The organism is Parasphingorhabdus sp., assembly GCF_041748495.1.
Classification (GTDB): Bacteria; Pseudomonadota; Alphaproteobacteria; order Sphingomonadales; family Sphingomonadaceae; genus Parasphingorhabdus.
The window spans coordinates 1-17,629 of the sequence record NZ_JBGTDD010000035.1 but is presented as its reverse complement, the minus strand read 5'-3'; the positions used below and the strand labels follow the sequence as shown (position 1 = coordinate 17,629).

Annotated in this window: 15 protein-coding genes and 1 pseudogene; 13 read left to right on the top strand and 3 right to left on the bottom strand. The window is 60.0% G+C overall.

Going from position 1 to position 17,629, the window contains the following annotated elements; genetic code table 11:
• From ACEW8J_RS02895 to ACEW8J_RS02855, 9 genes and pseudogenes are all read left to right on the top strand, one after another.
• Positions 1 to 151, top strand: a pseudogene (locus ACEW8J_RS02895) (NADH-quinone oxidoreductase subunit J); the annotation flags it as partial.
• Positions 148 to 453: an NADH-quinone oxidoreductase subunit NuoK gene (gene nuoK, locus ACEW8J_RS02890; protein WP_373490128.1), complete on the top strand. Its 306-nt coding sequence runs from the start codon at positions 148 to 150 to the stop codon at positions 451 to 453. The pseudogene ACEW8J_RS02895 and the gene nuoK, both read left to right, overlap by 4 nt.
• A gap of 4 nt (positions 454 to 457) precedes the next feature.
• The gene (gene nuoL, locus ACEW8J_RS02885) at positions 458 to 2,509 is read left to right on the top strand and encodes an NADH-quinone oxidoreductase subunit L (protein ID WP_373490127.1); all 2,052 of its coding nucleotides are present in this window, start codon (positions 458 to 460) and stop codon (positions 2,507 to 2,509) included.
• On the top strand, positions 2,509 to 4,044 hold the full coding sequence (locus ACEW8J_RS02880; RefSeq protein WP_373490130.1) for an NADH-quinone oxidoreductase subunit M: 1,536 nt from the start codon (positions 2,509 to 2,511) through the stop codon (positions 4,042 to 4,044). Before nuoL ends, ACEW8J_RS02880 begins: the two co-directional genes overlap by 1 nt.
• Positions 4,044 to 5,498 (top strand): NADH-quinone oxidoreductase subunit NuoN, encoded by a 1,455-nt coding sequence (gene nuoN, locus ACEW8J_RS02875; RefSeq protein WP_373490126.1) that lies wholly within the window; start codon positions 4,044 to 4,046, stop codon positions 5,496 to 5,498. The genes ACEW8J_RS02880 and nuoN overlap by 1 nt, the downstream gene beginning before the upstream one ends.
• Positions 5,399 to 6,208, top strand: coding sequence for a biotin--[acetyl-CoA-carboxylase] ligase (locus ACEW8J_RS02870; protein WP_373490129.1), 810 nt, complete (start codon positions 5,399 to 5,401; stop codon positions 6,206 to 6,208). The genes nuoN and ACEW8J_RS02870 overlap by 100 nt, the downstream gene beginning before the upstream one ends.
• Positions 6,209 to 6,223: 15 nt before the next feature.
• The gene (locus ACEW8J_RS02865) at positions 6,224 to 7,006 is read left to right on the top strand and encodes a type III pantothenate kinase (protein WP_373490125.1); all 783 of its coding nucleotides are present in this window, start codon (positions 6,224 to 6,226) and stop codon (positions 7,004 to 7,006) included.
• On the top strand, positions 7,003 to 8,643 hold the full coding sequence (locus ACEW8J_RS02860; protein ID WP_373490124.1) for a ribonuclease J: 1,641 nt from the start codon (positions 7,003 to 7,005) through the stop codon (positions 8,641 to 8,643). The genes ACEW8J_RS02865 and ACEW8J_RS02860 overlap by 4 nt, the downstream gene beginning before the upstream one ends.
• 5 nt (positions 8,644 to 8,648) lie before the next feature.
• On the top strand, positions 8,649 to 8,927 hold the full coding sequence (locus ACEW8J_RS02855; protein ID WP_373490123.1) for a DUF1467 family protein: 279 nt from the start codon (positions 8,649 to 8,651) through the stop codon (positions 8,925 to 8,927).
• Positions 8,928 to 8,936: 9 nt separating this feature from the next.
• On the opposite strand, the gene ACEW8J_RS02850 is transcribed toward ACEW8J_RS02855, so the two are convergent.
• Positions 8,937 to 11,252 (bottom strand): hypothetical protein, encoded by a 2,316-nt coding sequence (locus ACEW8J_RS02850; RefSeq protein ID WP_373490122.1) that lies wholly within the window; start codon positions 11,250 to 11,252, stop codon positions 8,937 to 8,939.
• Positions 11,253 to 11,321: 69 nt separating this feature from the next.
• Here ACEW8J_RS02850 and ACEW8J_RS02845 point away from each other — a divergent pair, with 69 nt between their 5' ends.
• The 4 genes from ACEW8J_RS02845 (at position 11,322) to ACEW8J_RS02830 (ending at position 15,454) form a co-directional block, all read left to right on the top strand.
• Positions 11,322 to 11,630 carry an Hpt domain-containing protein gene (locus ACEW8J_RS02845; protein WP_373490121.1) on the top strand — a complete coding sequence of 103 codons (309 nt, stop codon included), beginning with the start codon at positions 11,322 to 11,324 and terminating at the stop codon, positions 11,628 to 11,630.
• Between the two features lie 120 nt (positions 11,631 to 11,750).
• Complete coding sequence (locus ACEW8J_RS02840; protein WP_373490120.1) at positions 11,751 to 12,956, top strand: hypothetical protein; 1,206 nt, start codon at positions 11,751 to 11,753, stop codon at positions 12,954 to 12,956.
• A 72-nt stretch (positions 12,957 to 13,028) separates the two neighbouring features.
• Positions 13,029 to 14,069, top strand: coding sequence for a hypothetical protein (locus ACEW8J_RS02835; protein WP_373490119.1), 1,041 nt, complete (start codon positions 13,029 to 13,031; stop codon positions 14,067 to 14,069).
• Positions 14,066 to 15,454 (top strand): sensor histidine kinase, encoded by a 1,389-nt coding sequence (locus ACEW8J_RS02830; protein ID WP_373490118.1) that lies wholly within the window; start codon positions 14,066 to 14,068, stop codon positions 15,452 to 15,454. Before ACEW8J_RS02835 ends, ACEW8J_RS02830 begins: the two co-directional genes overlap by 4 nt.
• A gap of 45 nt (positions 15,455 to 15,499) precedes the next feature.
• Here ACEW8J_RS02830 and ACEW8J_RS02825 read toward each other — a convergent pair whose 3' ends face one another.
• The gene (locus ACEW8J_RS02825) at positions 15,500 to 16,783 is read right to left on the bottom strand and encodes a citrate synthase (RefSeq protein WP_373490117.1); all 1,284 of its coding nucleotides are present in this window, start codon (positions 16,781 to 16,783) and stop codon (positions 15,500 to 15,502) included.
• A gap of 26 nt (positions 16,784 to 16,809) precedes the next feature.
• Positions 16,810 to 17,629: glutamate--tRNA ligase (locus ACEW8J_RS02820; RefSeq protein WP_373490116.1), on the bottom strand; the 820-nt coding region annotated here is incomplete at its 5' end.

The following is a 17,629-nucleotide window of genomic DNA, read 5'->3' as shown; positions in this document are numbered from 1 at the left end:
CCTGCTCGTCGCGATGGTCGGCGCGATCGTGCTCACCGCGCGCAAACGCTCGGGGGTGCGCCCGCAAAACGTCTCCGCGCAGGTTAGGCGGCGCCCGCAGGACGCGGTGGTCAACATGCAGCCGGGCGTGGGGCAGGGGGTCGAGCTGTGATCGGCCTGGGTCATTATCTTGCGGTCGGCGCGATCCTGTTCGTGCTCGGCGTGTTCGGGATCTTCCTCAACCGCAAGAACGTGATCGTCATCCTGATGGCGATCGAGCTGATCCTGCTCGCCGTGAATATCAATCTGGTCGCCTTCTCCGCCTATCTCGGCGACATGGTGGGCCAGGTGTTCGCGATGTTCGTGCTGACCGTCGCCGCCGCCGAGGCCGCGATCGGCCTCGCCATCCTCGTCATCTATTTCCGAAACCGCGGCACGATCGCGGTCGATGACATCAATCAGATGAAGGGCTAGCGGGGTGATCCAGGCGATCGTCTTCCTGCCCCTGCTCGCGGCCATCGTCGCGGGGCTCGGCAACCGCATGATCGGCAACTTCGCCGCCAAGCTGGTGACGACGGGCGCGCTGTTCATCTCGGCGGCGTTGAGCTGGCCGATCCTGCTCGGCTTCCTCGCCGGCACTCAGCAAAGCGAGCTCCACCCGGTGCTGGACTGGATCCATTCGGGCGCGCTCGAGGTGGATTGGGCCTTGCGGGTCGACGCGCTGACCGCGGTCATGCTGGTCGTCGTGACCAGCGTCTCGGCGCTCGTCCACCTCTATAGCTGGGGCTACATGGCCGAGGACGACAGCCAGCCGCGCTTCTTCGCCTACCTCTCGCTGTTCACCTTCGCGATGCTGATGCTGGTGACCGCCGACAATCTGGTGCAGATGTTCTTCGGCTGGGAGGGCGTCGGCCTCGCTTCCTATCTACTGATCGGCTTTTGGTACCACAAGCCGAGCGCCAATGCGGCGGCGATGAAGGCGTTCCTGGTCAACCGGGTCGGCGATTTCGGCTTCAGCCTGGGCATTTTCGCGATCTTCCTCGTCTTCGGGACGATCTCGATCCCCGAAATCCTCGCCGCCGCGCCCAACATGACCGGCTCGACGATCGGCTTTCTGGGGATGCGGATCGATACGCTGACCCTGATCTGCATCCTGCTCTTCATCGGCGCCTGCGGCAAATCCGCCCAGCTCGGCCTCCACACCTGGCTGCCCGATGCGATGGAGGGGCCGACGCCCGTCTCGGCCCTGATCCACGCCGCGACCATGGTCACCGCCGGCGTGTTCATGGTCTGCCGCCTGTCGCCCTTGTTCGAAACCAGCGAGACCGCGCTCGCCGTCGTCACCTTCGTCGGCGCCGCCACCGCTTTGTTCGCGGCCACGGTCGGCACCGTGCAGAACGACATCAAGCGGGTGATCGCCTATTCGACCTGTAGCCAATTGGGCTACATGTTCTTCGCCGCGGGCGTCGGCGCTTATGGCGTGGCGATGTTCCACCTCTTCACCCACGCCGCCTTCAAGGCGTTGCTGTTCCTGGGCGCGGGCAGCGTGATCCACGCCATGCATCACGAGCAGGACATGCGCTATTACGGAGCGCTGCGCCGCGAGATCCCCTTCACCTTCTGGGCAATGCTGCTCGGCACGCTGGCGATCACCGGGGTCGGGGTGATCGGGGTCTTCGGTTTCGCGGGCTTCTATTCGAAGGACGCGATCATCGAGAGCGCCTTCGCCAGCGGCGCGCAGTTCGGCGGCTTCGCTTTCTCGATCGGCGTGTTCGCGGCGCTTTTGACCAGCTTCTATTCCTGGCGGCTGATGTTCCTGACCTTCTTTGGGCGTCCGCGCTGGGCGCAGTCCGAGCATATCCAGCACGCGCTCCACGGCGACCATCACGATCAGCCCGATGCCGAGGATGCCGGCCACGACACCCGGCCGCACGAGGCGAACGCGGAGGAGACCCCCACGGGCACCGGCGGCTATCATCCGCACGAGAGCCCGTGGACGATGCTCGTGCCGCTCGGCCTGCTCTCGCTCGGCGCGGTCTTCGCCGGCTACCTCTTCCACCACGGCTTTATCGATTATCACGAGGGCCCGCATTTCTGGGGCGGCAGCATCGCCTTCGACGCGGAGCTGATGCACGCGATCCACGATGTGCCCTTGTGGGTGAAGCTGGCGCCTGGCGTGGTGATGCTCGTCGGGCTGTTCATCGCCTGGTACGCGTACCTCAGGAATCCGCGCTTCCCGGCGGCGTTCGTCGGCCAGTTCGGCGTGCTCCACCAATTCCTGCTCAACAAATGGTATTTCGACGAGATCTACCATGCGCTGCTGGTCCGTCCGTCGCTCTGGCTCGGGCGGTTCTTGTGGAAGCGCGGCGACGAAGGCACGATCGATCGCTTCGGCCCCGATGGCGCCGCCGCGGCGATCGTCGCCGGCACCCGGCTCACCGCCCGCATCCAGACCGGCTATCTCTACACCTACGCGCTGGTCATGCTGCTCGGCATCGCCGCCGCCACCACCTGGGCGATGGCCCAGTGATGCAGAATTTCCCGATCCTGTCGGCGATGCTGCTGCTGCCCTTGCTCGGCGCGGTCGCCTGTCTGCTGAGCGACGCCCGCGGCGCGCGCTGGATCGCGCTCGCGACCACGCTCGCCGTGTTCGCGCTTTCGATCGGCCTGTGGATCGCCTTCCAGATCGGCGGGCCGCAATGGCAGTTCGCCGAATATTATCCGGTCTTCGGGCGCTTCGCCTGGGCGCTGGGGATCGACGGCATTGCCCTGATGTTGATCGTGCTCACCGCCTTCCTGATGCCGATCTGCATCGCCGCCTCGTGGGACTCGATCAAGGAGCGCGTGCCCGAATTCATGGCCTGTTTCCTGTTCATGGAAACGCTGATGATCGGCGTCTTCACCGCGCAGGACATCTTTCTCTTCTACATCATGTTCGAGGCCGGGCTGATCCCGATGTATCTGATCATCGGCATCTGGGGCGGCGCCAACCGGATCTACGCGGCCTATAAATTCTTCCTCTACACCTTGCTCGGCTCGCTCTTGATGCTGGTCGCGATGCTGTGGATGGTGAATTTCGCCGGCGGCGAGACCTCGATTCCCGTGCTGATGGCGACCGATTTCCCGCCCGAGGCGCAGACCTGGCTGTGGCTGGCCTTCTTCGCCAGCTTTGCGGTCAAGATGCCGATGTGGCCGGTGCATACCTGGTTGCCGGATGCGCACGTCCAGGCGCCAACCGCCGGTTCGGTGATATTGGCCGGCGTGCTGCTCAAAATGGGCGGCTACGGCTTCCTGCGCTTCTCGCTGCCGATGTTCCCGGAAGCGTCGGAGCAATTCATCTGGCTGGTCTTCGGCCTGTCGATGGTCGCGGTGATCTACACCTCGCTGGTGGCGCTGGTGCAGCAGGACATGAAGAAGCTGATCGCTTATTCGTCGGTCGCGCATATGGCGATCGTGACGCTCGGCCTGTTCGCCTTCAACCGCCAGGGGATCGAGGGCGCGATCATCGTGATGCTGAGCCACGGGCTGGTGTCGGGCGCGCTGTTCCTCTGCGTCGGGGTGATTTACGACCGGTTGCACACCCGCGAGATCGACCGCTATGGCGGATTGTCGATCAACATGCCGAAATATGCGATATTGTTCATGCTGTTCACGATGGCCTCGATCGGCCTGCCGGGCACCAGCGGCTTTGTTGGTGAATTTCTCTCGCTGGTCGGGCTCTACAAGGTCAACAGCTGGGTGACGCTGGTTGCCACCACCGGTATCATATTGGGCGCAGGCTATATGCTCTATCTCTATCGCCGGGTCGCCTTTGGCGAACTGGTCCACGAGGATGTCAAGGCGATGCCGGATCTGTCGGCGCGGGAAATGGCGCTGCTGGCACCGATTGCTGCGGCTGTCCTGTGGATGGGCGTCTATCCGGAAAGCTTCATGGCCCCGATCCGCGGCGACGTCGGGGCGCTGGTGGCGCGGATCGACCGCGCGGCGCCGGTTGGCGATGCGCAGCTAAAAATGGGTGAGGCTAAACCTGTGATCAATGACGAAGCTTATGGGGAGGCGCACTAATGGACCTTGCATCTTCTCTCTGGCTGGTATCGCCGGAACTGTTCCTGTCGGTCTCCGCCCTGATCCTGCTGCTGGTCGTGGCGTGGAGCCCGGAAAAGGCCGCGCGGCTGGTCACCATATTGTCGGTGGCCGCACTGTTCGGCGCGTCGATATTGCTGATGGTGCTGGCGCACCAGACCGAATTCAAGGGCGGAGCGGACGCTTTTGACGGACTCTACCGGATGGACGAGTTCGGCAGTTCAGCGAAATTCCTGATCTATCTGGCCGCGATCATCTCGCTGATGGTGGCGCCGCGTTTCTTCCGGGATGGCGGCAAATATCGGTCGGAATATCCGATCCTGATCCTCTTTGCCACCATCGGCATGGGGATGATGGTCTCGGCGACCGACATGATGACGCTCTATATCGGCCTCGAACTCAACAGCCTGTCCGCTTATGTGCTGGCCAGCTTCATCCGCACCGATATCCGCTCGTCCGAAGCCGGACTGAAATATTTTGTGCTGGGTGCCCTGGCAAGCGGTATGCTGTTGTTCGGCATTTCGCTGGTCTACGGCTTTGCCGGCTCGACCAGTTTTGCCGTGATCGGCGAAAGCCTGACCGGAGATCTGGCGACCGGGCCGCTGATCGGACTGGTGCTGGTGCTTTCGGGTCTGGCGTTCAAGATCAGCGCCGTACCGTTCCATATGTGGACACCCGACGTTTACGAAGGGGCGCCGACACCGGTCACCGCCTTCTTCGCCAGCGCCCCCAAGGTCGCCGCGGTGGCGATGACCGCGCGGGTGATCATCGATGCCTTTGGTGGCCAGACATCGGCCTGGCAGCAGATCATCGTGTTTGTCGCGCTGGCATCAATCGTGCTCGGTGCCGTTGCGGCGATCGGGCAGCAGAATATCAAGCGCCTGCTTGCCTATAGTTCGATCAACAATGTCGGTTTCCTGCTCATCGGTCTCGCCACCGGGACCGAGCAGGGCATTTCCGCGATGATGTTCTATCTGGCGATCTATGTTGCGATGACGCTCGGCGCCTTCATCTGTGTGCTCGAGATGCGCGACAAGGATGACAGGCCGCTGGAAAGCCTTTCCAGCCTCGCCGGATTGTCGCAGACGCGTCCCGGGCTTGCTGCGGCGTTCGCCGTCTTCATGTTCAGCCTTGCCGGTATTCCGCCGCTATTCGGTTTCTGGGGCAAGTTCGTTGTGTTTGATGCCGCCGTAGCAGCGGGCATGTTGCCGCTGGCGGTCATCGGTATCGCCGCATCGGTGATCGGCGCCTATTATTATATCAAGGTCGTCAAGATCATCTATTTTGACGATCCCGCCAACGAGATTGTGGCCACTGGACACAAGACCGAAAACGGATTGATCGCGGTCCTGGCGCTCTTCGTATCACCGCTTGGCTATCTGGCAATCCCGGCGATTGCACCGATCACCGCCGCTGCGGCGGCGTCGCTCTTCTGACCATAATCATAGAGAATGTCGCTGAAACCGCATCGACCAATGCGGATCTGAAAGCGCTTGTCCTGAAGGGCGGAGCGCCGGAAGGCTATTGGCTGCGGGCGGAGCGGCAAACTGGTGGAATCGGGCGTCGGGGCCGCAAATGGGAAAGCCCGCAAGGCAATCTCTATTGCAGCACGGTGATTGATATTCGTCCCGCGGATCCAGCGCCGTCCTCTTTATCCTTCGTCGCAGGTCTGGCGGTACATGGCACAATCCGGTCGGTGCTGCCGGATGCGAACATGATGCTGAAATGGCCCAATGACGTCCTCGTCGCCGACGCCAAGATCTGCGGAATCCTGCTAGAGCGGGTAAAAGATCAGGTGATTGTCGGTATCGGCGTGAATATTGCCATCACTCCCGAGGTCGTGGGCCGGGCCGTTACCAGTCTGGCGGCTCAAGGGGCCGAAATTGATGCGCCGGGATTTCTCGATCGCCTGTCGAGAGAATTCGAGGCGTGCGTGAGGCTTTGGCGGGAGGCGGGACTGGCCCATATCCTCGAAACATGGCAGAGTCTGGCGCATCCCCTGGGCATGGCGGTGACGACCAGCGACGATGGCGGCGAAAAAATTACTGGTGCATTTGCCGGGCTGGAAGCAGACGGTGCGCTGCGCTTGAGAAAAGCCGACGGAACGCTTATCGCAATACGCGCCGGTGATATTTCGATCGGATAGAAGGACGATTCGCCCATGCTTTTGGCCATTGACGCCGGGAATACCAATGTTGTGTTCGCCCTGTTTGACGGTGATGACATTCGTGCGCGCTGGCGGATTGCTACCGATGCCCGGCGTACAGCCGATGAATATGTTGTCTGGCTCAGACAGCTGCTCGAGCTGGAGGGTCTGGAACTGGGTGCCGTGGACGCGGTGATCATTGGCACGGTCGTGCCACGGGCGCTGCACAATCTAACGGTATTGTCGGAAAAATATTTTGGCGTGACCCCATTGGTCGCTGGCCGCGGGCAAGCGGGATGGGGCATCGCGCTGGACGTCGAACAGCCGGACAGCGTCGGTGCCGACCGTGCTCTCAACGTCATTGCAGCGCATGCTAAATATAAGCAGGACATTGTCATCATCGATTTCGGGACAGCAACGACCTTTGATGTTGCCGATTATGAAGGTGCCTATAAAGGCGGGGTGATTGCTCCCGGGATCAATCTTTCGCTCGATGCTCTGGTCGGCAACACCGCACAATTGCCGCGTATCGCGCTGGAATCGCCGGAAGACGATAATGTGATCGGAACGACCACCGAAAGCCAGATGCTGATCGGCATATTCTGGGGCTATGTCGCGATGATCGAGGGGCTGGTCGCGCGTACCAAGGCCCAAATCGGCCGTCCCACGAAAATCATTGCTACCGGCGGGTTAGCCGTACTTTTTGACGAACATACTGATGTATTTGACCATCTTGAATCGGACCTGACTCTTCAGGGCCTGCATCTCCTCTATCAGCGAGCAACACACGCTTCATGACAAAACCTAAAAAAGAACTTCTCTTCCTGGCCCTCGGCGGGTCGGGCGAAATCGGCATGAATGTCAATCTTTACGGCTGCGATGGCAAGTGGGTGATGGTCGATCTCGGCATGACCTTCGCTGACCCGAGCTATCCGGGGATTGACCTGATCCTGCCCGATCTCGAATTTATCGAGAAGCATAGGAAGGATCTGCTTGGTATCGTCCTGACCCACGGGCACGAGGATCATATCGGCGCGGTTCCCTATTTTGCGGCTGACCTTGATGTTCCCCTGTTTGCCACTCCCTTCACGGCCGGACTGATCCGCCGCAAGCTGGAGGAAGTCGGTCTGGAACGGGACGTCACGCTCAACATCATACCCAATGAAGGCAGTTTTGATCTCGGGCCGTTCGGGTTCCGCTATCTGCCGATTGCCCACAGCATTGCCGAAGGCAATGCGATGCTGATCGACACGCCTTATGGCCGTATCTTCCACACCGGGGACTGGAAACTGGATGACGAGCCCGTTCTGGGCGTGCCGTCGACTCCCGAGGAACTTCAGAAAATCGGTGATGATGGCATTCTGGCCATGGTCTGCGATTCAACCAATGTCTTCAACGACAAGGCCTCCGGCTCGGAAGGCGAAGTCCGCCGCAACCTGATGCGGGTGGTCGAGAATATCGATACACGGATCGTGGTAACGACCTTTGCCTCCAACGCTGCCCGGTTGCAGACGCTGGGCGAGGTCGCCATCCATGCGGGCCGGAAGCTGTGCGTGGCCGGCCGTTCACTCGACCGGATTATCGAGAATTGCCGCGAAAACGGCTATCTCAAGAATTTTCCACCGACCGTGGATTTTGAAGAAGCGATGCGTCTTCCGCGCGACAAGGTGATGATCATAGCCACCGGCGGTCAGGGTGAGGCGAGGGCGGCTCTGGGCCGGATCGCCGGCGACAGCCATCAGATCAAGCTCTCCGAAGGCGATCATGTGCTGTTCTCGTCGAAACAGATTCCCGGCAATGAAATCGCTATTGGCCAGATCCAGAATCAGCTCGCGTCCAAGGGTGTGGTCATGATCACCGAGCGGCAGGAGCATATCCATGTGTCCGGTCACCCGGGACAGCCGGAGCTGGCCGAGATGTATCAATGGATCAAGCCGGAAATTCTGGTGCCGGTCCATGGCGAAATCCGCCACATGAAGGCGCAGGTGCGATTTGGCCTGGAGCAGGGCATCCCCAAGGCGATATTCCAGCAGAATGGCGATGTGGTGCGGCTGGCTCCCAATGGCCCGCACATCGTGGGCCAGGAGCGCACCGGGCGGCTGGTCGTGGATGGCGATGTGATCATCCCGGCCGATGGCAAAACATTGAACGACCGGCGCAAGACAGCGCATAACGGGATGATCTCCGTGGCGATCGGCCTCGATCACAAGGGCAAGATTTTCGGGCAGCCGGTGCTGAAAATGCATGGCGTTCCGCTAGAGGAAGACGAAGAAGATTTTCTTGATGAAGTGACCGACAAGATCATGGCCAAACATGGCAAGCCGGTTGGCGACATCGACAAGTTCAACGAGGCGATCCGGCTGCTCGTTCGCCGCAGCGCAACCGAGTGGACGGGCAAGAAGCCGATCGTTTCGGTGCTCACGATAGAGGCTTAAACGCAATGGAACCAACATCGATCCTGGCTATCTACATACTTTTCTGGGTGACCGCGGCATTCATCGTCCTGCCGATCGGAATCCGCAACCATCATGAAACCGGGATTGAAATGGTCAGAGGGCAGGCGGACGGCGCGCCGGTCAATTTCCGTCCCGTGCGGATCTTGCTGCTGACGACATTGCTGGCGACGGCGGCGTTTGGGCTATTCTATCTCAACTATGCCAACGGCTGGATCACGCTCGATACGATCGACATCTTCAATAGCCGCGCACGGCTGGGTTAGACCGCGGGGCTAGTTGCGCAGGCGCTCGATCGCCTGGGCCAGAGCGACATAAAGCTTGCCGATATCGGATGACAGCAAGGTCACGCAGATGGCGCTGCCATCACGGGTTGCGAGTACGCCGCGCAGCATCGCTTCAAAATCATGGATGTAGCGGTTCACATGCTCCCGGAATTCATCATTGCCCGAATATTGGGCCAGGATCTCGCGCACTTCCCTGCCGTCGAGCAAGCGCACCGCGCGCCGGGTGAAAATGCCCCGGTCGCCCTTCAGATAGGCGGCCCATTCGGTGTCGGTGACATCGTTGGACAATATCTTGCCGACATCGATCGAGATGGAATTGAGCGATTCGGTGAGCTGCGCCACCCGGCGGGTGAAATTCTCGTCGCTGCTTTGCTCCGCCTTTTCCCTGGCAAACAGGATACGTTGTTCCAGCTTGAGGGTCATATCCTCGATCGCGGCGAGCTGATCGGTCAGATGGGCAGCGGTTGACTGGGTGGTTGCCACGGCGCTTGATACCGCCTGTTCCAGTTTCGGTGCAATCGAGGCGATCTTGTCGTCGATGATCCGGTTCAGCGCCTCTTCGCTCATTTTCTCAAAGGCTTCGGTCGAGCCGGCGATGGTATTTTCCAGCGCCTGTCGCGAATGTTCGGATGCCTGTTTGGCCGTGTCCTTGACGCGCAGCAAGGCGCTGATCATCTTTTCACCGGCGCTTTCGGCGAGCGCTTCATTCTGTTCACGAACGGTCGTAATGGCTTGCGAGATGTCGGCAATCTGCTCGACGATGGAGCTGCTCGCATCCTCGCTCTGCTCGCGCAGTCTATTGATCTTTTCCTGCTGCTGGCTGATCGAATGATCGGTTTGCGCCACCTGCTGCGCCACTCTGCCAGCATCGTCCTGCGCCTTGCGCGCCTCGCTGGCGATCTTGCCGTAAAGCGTCAGGCTTTCCCGCGATTTGTCCGATAGCCGTTCGAACGCGGCAGGCAGGGTTTCGTCCATTTCCCGGGCACCGCTGTCGAGCGCGACCAGCAGGGATTCCATCCGCTTGATCATGCCATCGGCAACGCCATAGCCATTTTCAAGCGAGCGTTGCAACGCGGCGCTATTCTGCTCCATGGCGGTCATGGCAAAAGCCAGTTTTGCGGTCTTTTCGCCGCTTTCATTGTCGAGATTCTTCAGGTTTTCGGCGATATCAGAGATATTCTGGCTCAGGGTCGCGGCCAGGGCTTGCAAACGGATCTCTTCATCGTCGGCAATTTTTCCGGCACTGGCCAGCGCCGTTTCCAGCGCCTCCAGATCGGCCCGCATGGCCGCGGCCGATTCCGATGCTTCGGTGGCCAGTTGCGCGCGCGTATCGTGGATGGCCTCGACGGTTTCCGCGGTTGTTTGCCGCAACAAGGCAGCGAGCTGGTTCGAACCGGTTTCGGCCTTGTCGAGCTGTTCGGCCAGGCTGGATTTGATCTGCTCGGCTTCGATCGCCAGACTTTCCAGCGACAGCGCGGATTTGTCGGTCAGAGCGGCGAGGCTTTGCTCCGCCGCCATGCCGGTCTCGCCGATTTTCCTGAGCGTGGCCACCATCTCCGTCATTTCGGTCTGGGCGCTGCGACCGGCGTTGCCAATCTGGTTGGTCACGTCCTTGGCGGTGTTGATCACCACCGGCAAATGTTCGCGCAGCTGTTCCAGATTCCTGTAGGCGGTACCACCGACATCATCCAGCTTCTGCATCTTGCCGAGACCGTCTTCCAGGGATTTCCGGATCAGGTCGGCGGCGGTGGTGAGCTTGTTCGAAGACTGGTCCCCGAGAAATTCCAGCTCCCGGCTTTGCTGACCCAGAAATTCGCGCGCGACGCTGAGTTCATTATTGACCGTTTTCAGGCGCGTTTCGAGCAGATCGGACTCGGTCCGCAGCGACAGCGCCACGTCGGCGAAACGGCCGGCTTCCCGGCTGCTGTTGCGCATGTAAAGCAGATAGGCAATGGCGAGCGTGATGACCGGCAGGCACCATTGGGTCAGCAGATCAATCCCGGCCTTCGCGGTGGGGATTGTTGTAAAAATATCTCGGTTCGCCCACAGGAAAAATCCGGTCCAGGCGACGGCGGCAAGGGTGAGCAGCGTCAGCGGCAGCAATCGGGAACGGGACGAGTCAGTCAGGCTATCATCGGCATAATGATTCCAGTCTTCTTCGACCGGCTGATCACTATCTTGCTGGTTTTCTTCAGGAAAACCCTGCTGCTCCGCGTCATCGCTGGCGCTGCTTCCTGTCTGGTCGTCGCCGGGATGTTCACCCCGATCGCGCCACATCCCGATGATTTTAGAATCTCCTGCCATGACGACTATTTAACACAATCTCAGATCATAGAAACCATAAGTTAACCATATCGCGTGTAAACGGGACAAATGTCATTTAATTATGGGGCTTTGGATGCCGCTCTGACGGCTGCTGTAGGGGACAACCAGGCCCTCATTGCAGAATTGCGTGCAGCCTTTCTGGAAAGCGCGAAGCGGCAGGTTGACCTGCTGGGACGCGCGCGCTGCGACGCCAATTGGGAATATGCCGCCTGGCGTCTGAAAGGCCTGGCCGCGAGCTATTCCGCGACCAAGATACTGGAGCTGGCCGATGAAGCCGCGCACTCCGCGCCAGGCGATCCGGTCATTTTGCGCAAACTCGAACGCGCGGTTCTGGCGGTCGAGGCCCATCGGGACTGACATTCCGACTGCAGGGCGCTGAACCCGCTCCTTTCACCAGAATATCGCTTGGCATGTCCGGACGCCACCATCTATGGATAGGATCCATCTTCCTCTTCATCGTTCGGGACCCCCATATTCGTGAAACTGGCACTGATTTCTCTCGCAAAAGACGATCTTGACGGAAACGGGCCGATTGCATTGCTGCCATTGTTCGCCGGCACGCTGCTCGATCTGCAGATCAGCGCCGCGCAACGGTTCGGCTGTGAGAAATTCATCTTCCTGTGTCCGGTGACCCATGGTGCACTCCTGCAGAAGATCGATGCGATGAAGCAGCAGGGTTTCGATGCGGAATATGTCCGCAGCCCCAGCGACCTGGTGCAATATGCGAGCGATCAGGATCATGTCATCTATATCGCCGATGGCATCCTGCCCAATGACGAGATTGTCGAACAGCTGAGCGCTGCGCCGCAGGAATTGCTGTTCACCGTGCTACATGCCGAGGAATATCAGGAATTCGAGCGGATTGACCTGAACCAGCGTTGGCTCGGCATCGTGTCGCTCAAGGCATCGCGGCTGGTGGCGATGATCGATATTCCGGATGAGTGGGAAATTGGCTCGGCGCTCCTTCGGACTGCGGTTCAGGCGGATTGTCCGCGCGCCATCATCTCGGATCGCCGGATGGGTTCCGGCGCGATTTCCCATATCCAGAGCGAACTCAGCGCGGCGCAATTCACGCGGCGCAGACTACGGGAAATGCCGGCAAAAAAGGACAATTTCCTCAATCGCTTTCTGTTGCGCCCTCTGATCAAGCGCAGTCTGCCGTGGCTCTGGACCAATAGAGCGGCAGCCCGCTATCTGCAGGCCTTTGCCCTGACGGCCGGGCTGGCGGGCATCGCCACCGCATTTTTCGGCTATGGTGTCGCTGCGCTGGTCCTGCTGTTCTTCGGCAGCATTGCGCAATTTGCCCGGGCATCTATGGTGCAATTCGAGAGCAGCGTGGCAGGCCGGGACTGGACCGGATTGGCGCTCGATACCCTTATGGCGACAGGGGTTACCATCCTTGTCGCGCAGGCGTCCGATGCATCGACTTTGATCCCCCATCTGGTGGTGTTGGTGCTGCTCTTTGCCAATCTCCTGTTGTTGCGCAGCGGAACGGAAAATATCCGTCTGGTGCTGGCCAAACCAGATATGCGTCTGGTTCTGCTGATCTTGCTGGCGGCGAGTCTATGGGGCGCGATCAGCTACGGCCTCTATGCCTCGGCGCTATACGCCGGCCTGATGCTCCTTCTCGACCGCTATTGGACCCGAAAATCACCGACAAAATCCGACGTTGCGGTCCATTAACGGGATAGCGGGCTTAGCGGCTTGTTAACCACATTAGGCTACGGCCTAGGCATGGCAGAGCGAGTTTCTCCGATGGATCGATCCAGGCATAATGATATTATCCGGCTGGCGACGGCAACGGCCGATAAGGCTGTTTTTGTAGCAGGCGATTTTGCCCAGGTCCTGTTTCCCCGGACCGACGTGGCCTTCAATGACCGCATGCAGTCCAATGCCTGGCAATATCTGCGCAATATCGTCGGCCAGATTGAAAAACGCATCTGCCAGATCGCGACCGAGGACCTGGGCGTTACCCAGGACATGCTGGTCAGGATCAGCCAGGGTGGTGCAGACCAGAGCTTTGTGGTCTTGGAGCGTTCCGACCTTTTGAAGACCCCTGAAATCGTTCAGCATCTGTTTGTGAAAACGCAGCAAAGTGAACTGGCGGCAAGATTGTTACAGAAAATTTCGCAGGAGGATCTGGAATCGACACTGACCCGGCATCTCGATCATGATGATCCTGCTGTTGCCGAGGCAGCGATGGGACTGCTGGTCGCGCAATCCAAGAGCAGCGGGCCATCGGGTGAAATCACTGCCAGTCTCGCCGATTTGCCGCCCGAAATTGCTTATGCCCTGGTCTGGCCGGTGGCGGCCGCGCTCGCCCGGCTTTCCGGTTTTACCGGCTTGCAGCTGCGCCAGGCGACGGAACGGTTGCTCGCTGCGCATGACGAGAGCGCAGGCGTGGCGCGCAAGGCCGACCGCCTCGCCCAGTTGCTCGAACAATCCGGTATCGACAGGGATCGCATCCCCCACCCGATGAGAGACGGCCTGACCCTGTTTGTCGCGCGACTGGCCCGGAAAACCGGCTTGACCAGCGATCAGATTGTGGCCTTCACGGCCGAACCGGATATGGCGCGATTCGTCGTTGCCATGCGCGCGGCGGATGTTCCCGCTCAGGAAGCGCTGTCGATCTTTGCCGCTCTTGATGATGGCGACCATATACTCACCGCAGCGACTTATGGCGAGACGGATCGCGACCGGTCTTTGGCGCTCATATCCCGCTGGGCATCGCCTCAGGCGTATCAAAATGCCGAACGGATTCTTTCCCGCGACCTGTTGGGCGACCAGGGAAAATGACGACCGCCGAAAAACTCGCCGAACCGGTTCGGGGGCAAGTGGATGCCGATGGCTTGCTGCTGTCGGCCGATCCGCTGCTGATGCGGCTGCATCTGCGCTGCGGCGGCAAGGAAGGTGGGCCGCTGGCGGTCCCCGAACTGGCCGAACTCTGCCGTCTCAGCCGGCGACTGGGGATGAACCTGTCGCGCCCGGTTCGCGCGTCCGATGATGACTGCCGTATTGAAATGTGGGTCGAAGCTCGGCTTCTATCGCCGGACAGGGACAAGCCGCTCAGCCTGTCGATCATCGACTGGAAAGAAGTTCCGCACGACGATGGCGACAATATGGATGCGGCGCGCGATCGTGATTTTGACCGGCTGGAAGGCCGGGGGGCGATCCGGACCGATGCGGCGCTGCGGATCATTGCGCAGCAGATGCCCGGCGAAGCGGCGCAGAATTTTGATGCCATTGGCCAGTCGCTGCTCGATATTTACGATGTGATTCCGCCATCGGCCCATGCCAGATTGCTCGAGGCGGTGGCCGAGCGCCAACCGATCCGCAACCAGCGCATGCGTGAGAAATCCGGGGCGCAGCGGCTATTCGTGCTGCAAGGACAGCCGCTGATCGACAAGGCGGGCCTGTTCGCCGGCTATCGTTGCCTGGTGACACCGGATGATCCCGAAGTCAGCGACGAAGACCCCCGCCACGCCAGCGGCAAACTGATCAGCGACAGCCTGTTCGGGACGCAGCTGGGGCCAGCCCTGCGCCAGCCGCTGGGCAAGATCATCGCCAATGCCGAAACCATCAGCGGCAAGCTGGAAGGCCCGTTGCGCGGTGACTATGCCAGCTATGCCAAGGATATTGCCTCTGCCGGAAGGCATTTGCTGGATCTGGTCAATGATCTGTCCGATCTCGAGGCGATCGAACGGCCCGAATTCACCGTCGCCGGCGATGATATCGATCTGGTTGACCTGGCCCACCGCGCGGCCGGCTTGCTCGCCGTCAAGGCGGCGGACCACCGGATCCGGATCGAATTGCCGGATGAAGGGCAAACAGTGCCGGCCAGCGGCGAATTTCGCCGGTCGCTGCAAATATTGGTCAATCTGATCGGCAACGCGATCCGCTATTCACCCGATGGTTCGGTGATCAGGTTGGATGTTTCGACCGATGCGGGATTTGCCCGGATTTCGGTGACCGATCAGGGTGCCGGCATCGCGGTTGAAGATCAGGAACGCATTTTCGAGAAATTCGAGCGTCTCGGCCGATCCGGCGACGGCGGCAGCGGGCTCGGCCTGTTCATCTCCCGCCGGCTGGCCCGCGCGATGGGCGGCAGCCTGACCGTTGCCAGTCAGGATGGTGAAGGCTCGACCTTCATGCTGTCGCTGCCGGAGCGGAAGCAGCCATAAAAAAGGGGAGCGCAACGGCCCCCCTTTGCTCGATATGTCGATAGTCTAGCGCTTGTCGATCGCCACATAGTCGCGCTTGGTCGGCCCGGTGTAGAGCTGGCGCGGACGGCCGATACGCTGGCCTGGATCGGAAATCATCTCGTTCCATTGCGCGACCCAGCCGACGGTGCGGGCGAGGGCGAACAATACGGTGAACATCGAGGTCGGGAAACCGATCGCCGACAGGATGATGCCGGAATAGAAATCGACATTCGGGAACAATTTCTTGTCGATGAAATAGGGATCGTTGAGCGCCATTTCCTCGAGCTGCAGCGCCACCTCGAATACCGGGTCCTTGACCTTCAGCGTCTCAAACACTTCGCGGACGGTTTCCTGCATCACCGAGGCGCGCGGATCGTAATTCTTGTAGACGCGGTGGCCAAAGCCCATCAGCCGGAACGGATCATCCTTGTCCTTGGCGCGCGCGATATATTCCGGAATGCGATCGGGATGGCCGATTTCTTTCAGCATGTTGAGCGCCGCTTCATTGGCGCCGCCATGCGCCGGGCCCCACAGGCAGGCAATGCCGGCTGCGATGCAGGCAAACGGGTTGGCACCGGAAGAACCGGCCAGTCGGACGGTCGAGGTCGAGGCATTCTGCTCATGGTCGGCATGGAGGATGAAGATCCGGTCCATCGCCTTTTCAATCGCCGGGTTCACGACATATTCCTCGGCCGGAACACCAAAGGTCATGCGCAGGAAATTGCCGGTATAGGACAGGCTGTTGTCGGGATAGACGAACGGCTGGCCGATCGAATATTTATAGGCCATGGCGGCAATCGTCGGCATCTTGGCGACCAGCCGGTGGCTTGCGATCATCCGCTGCGCCGGGTCGTTGATATCGGTGCTGTCATGATAGAAAGCCGACAGCGCTCCCACGACGCCGCACATGATCGCCATCGGATGGGCATCGCGGCGGAAGCCCTGATAGAATCCGCGCAACTGCTCGTGCACCATCGTATGGAGCGTGATGGTATTGGTGAAATCGGCAAATTCGGTTTCAGTCGGCAATTCGCCGCGCAGCAGCAGATGGGCGACTTCCATGAAACTGCTGTTCTCGGCGAGCTGTTCGATCGGGTAGCCGCGGTGTAGCAGGACGCCTTCGCCGCCGTCGATGAAAGTCAGTTCGGATTCGCAGCTGGCGGTCGAGGTAAAGCCCGGGTCATAGGTGAAGGCACCGGTCTGGCCGTATAATTTGCGGATATCGACGACATCGGGGCCCACTGTGCCCGTCAGAACCGGATATTCGAAATTGTCGCCGTTGATGCTGAATTTTGCGTTATCGCCCACGATATTGTCCTTTCTGCTCCTGAAACTCAGGTTTTTTCCATTTGATCTGCGAGACGTCCCAAAGATTCTTCCTTGCCAAGAAGTATCAGAACGTCAAAAATTCCGGGTGAACTGGTGCTTCCCGTCAGTGCCGCGCGCATAGGTTGTGCGAGCTTTCCCAACCCCAATTCGGCAGACTCCGCGATCGCTTTTATGGCTTCTTCCGTTGCCTCGAGGGTCCAGTCATCCAGATCAGTCAAGGCAAGGTGAATCGATTTAAGCAGCGTCCGTGCGTCAGCATCTAGCAGATTTTCTGCCCGCTCGTCGAGGACAAGTGGGCGTTTTTTAAACAGAAAAAGACTGCTTTCGGACAATTCGATCAGATTTTTCGCCCGGCTCTTCAAAACCGGCATCGCCTGGCCCAGCAATTGGCTGTCCGCAGCCGACAAGGATTGGCCCAAATCCTTCTCGATCCAGGGCGTTGCCAGCCGCACCAGCTGTGCATCATCGGCGTCGCGCATATAATGGCCGTTGAGATTCTGCAGCTTCTTGGTGTCGAAGCGGGAAGGCGATTTGCCGACGCCCTCCAGCGCGAACCATTCGATCGCCTGTGCTCGCGAGATGAACTCGTCATCGCCATGACCCCAGCCGAGCCGCAGCAGATAGTTGAACATCGCGTCCGGCAAAATGCCCATGTCGCGATAGGCCTCGACTCCCAGCGCGCCATGGCGCTTGGACAATTTGGCGCCATCATTGCCGTGGATCAGCGGGATATGCGCATAGACCGGCTCGGCCCAGCCCATCGCCCGGATCAGCGCCAGCTGCCGGAACGCATTGTTGAGATGATCATCGCCGCGGATCAGATGG

Bases quoted from the DNA above. Each gene is read 5' to 3' on its own strand.
- ACEW8J_RS02880 (WP_373490130.1), top strand. From the start codon at position 2,509: ATGCAGAATTTCCCGATCCTGTCGGCGATGCTGCTGCTGCCCTTGCTC.
- nuoN (WP_373490126.1), top strand. From the start codon at position 4,044: ATGGACCTTGCATCTTCTCTCTGGCTGGTATCGCCGGAACTGTTCCTG.
- ACEW8J_RS02865 (WP_373490125.1), top strand. From the start codon at position 6,224: ATGCTTTTGGCCATTGACGCCGGGAATACCAATGTTGTGTTCGCCCTG.
- ACEW8J_RS02860 (WP_373490124.1), top strand. From the start codon at position 7,003: ATGACAAAACCTAAAAAAGAACTTCTCTTCCTGGCCCTCGGCGGGTCG.
- ACEW8J_RS02855 (WP_373490123.1), top strand. From the start codon at position 8,649: ATGGAACCAACATCGATCCTGGCTATCTACATACTTTTCTGGGTGACC.
- ACEW8J_RS02850 (WP_373490122.1), bottom strand. From the start codon at position 11,252: ATGGCAGGAGATTCTAAAATCATCGGGATGTGGCGCGATCGGGGTGAA.
- ACEW8J_RS02845 (WP_373490121.1), top strand. From the start codon at position 11,322: ATGTCATTTAATTATGGGGCTTTGGATGCCGCTCTGACGGCTGCTGTA.
- ACEW8J_RS02835 (WP_373490119.1), top strand. From the start codon at position 13,029: ATGGATCGATCCAGGCATAATGATATTATCCGGCTGGCGACGGCAACG.
- ACEW8J_RS02830 (WP_373490118.1), top strand. From the start codon at position 14,066: ATGACGACCGCCGAAAAACTCGCCGAACCGGTTCGGGGGCAAGTGGAT.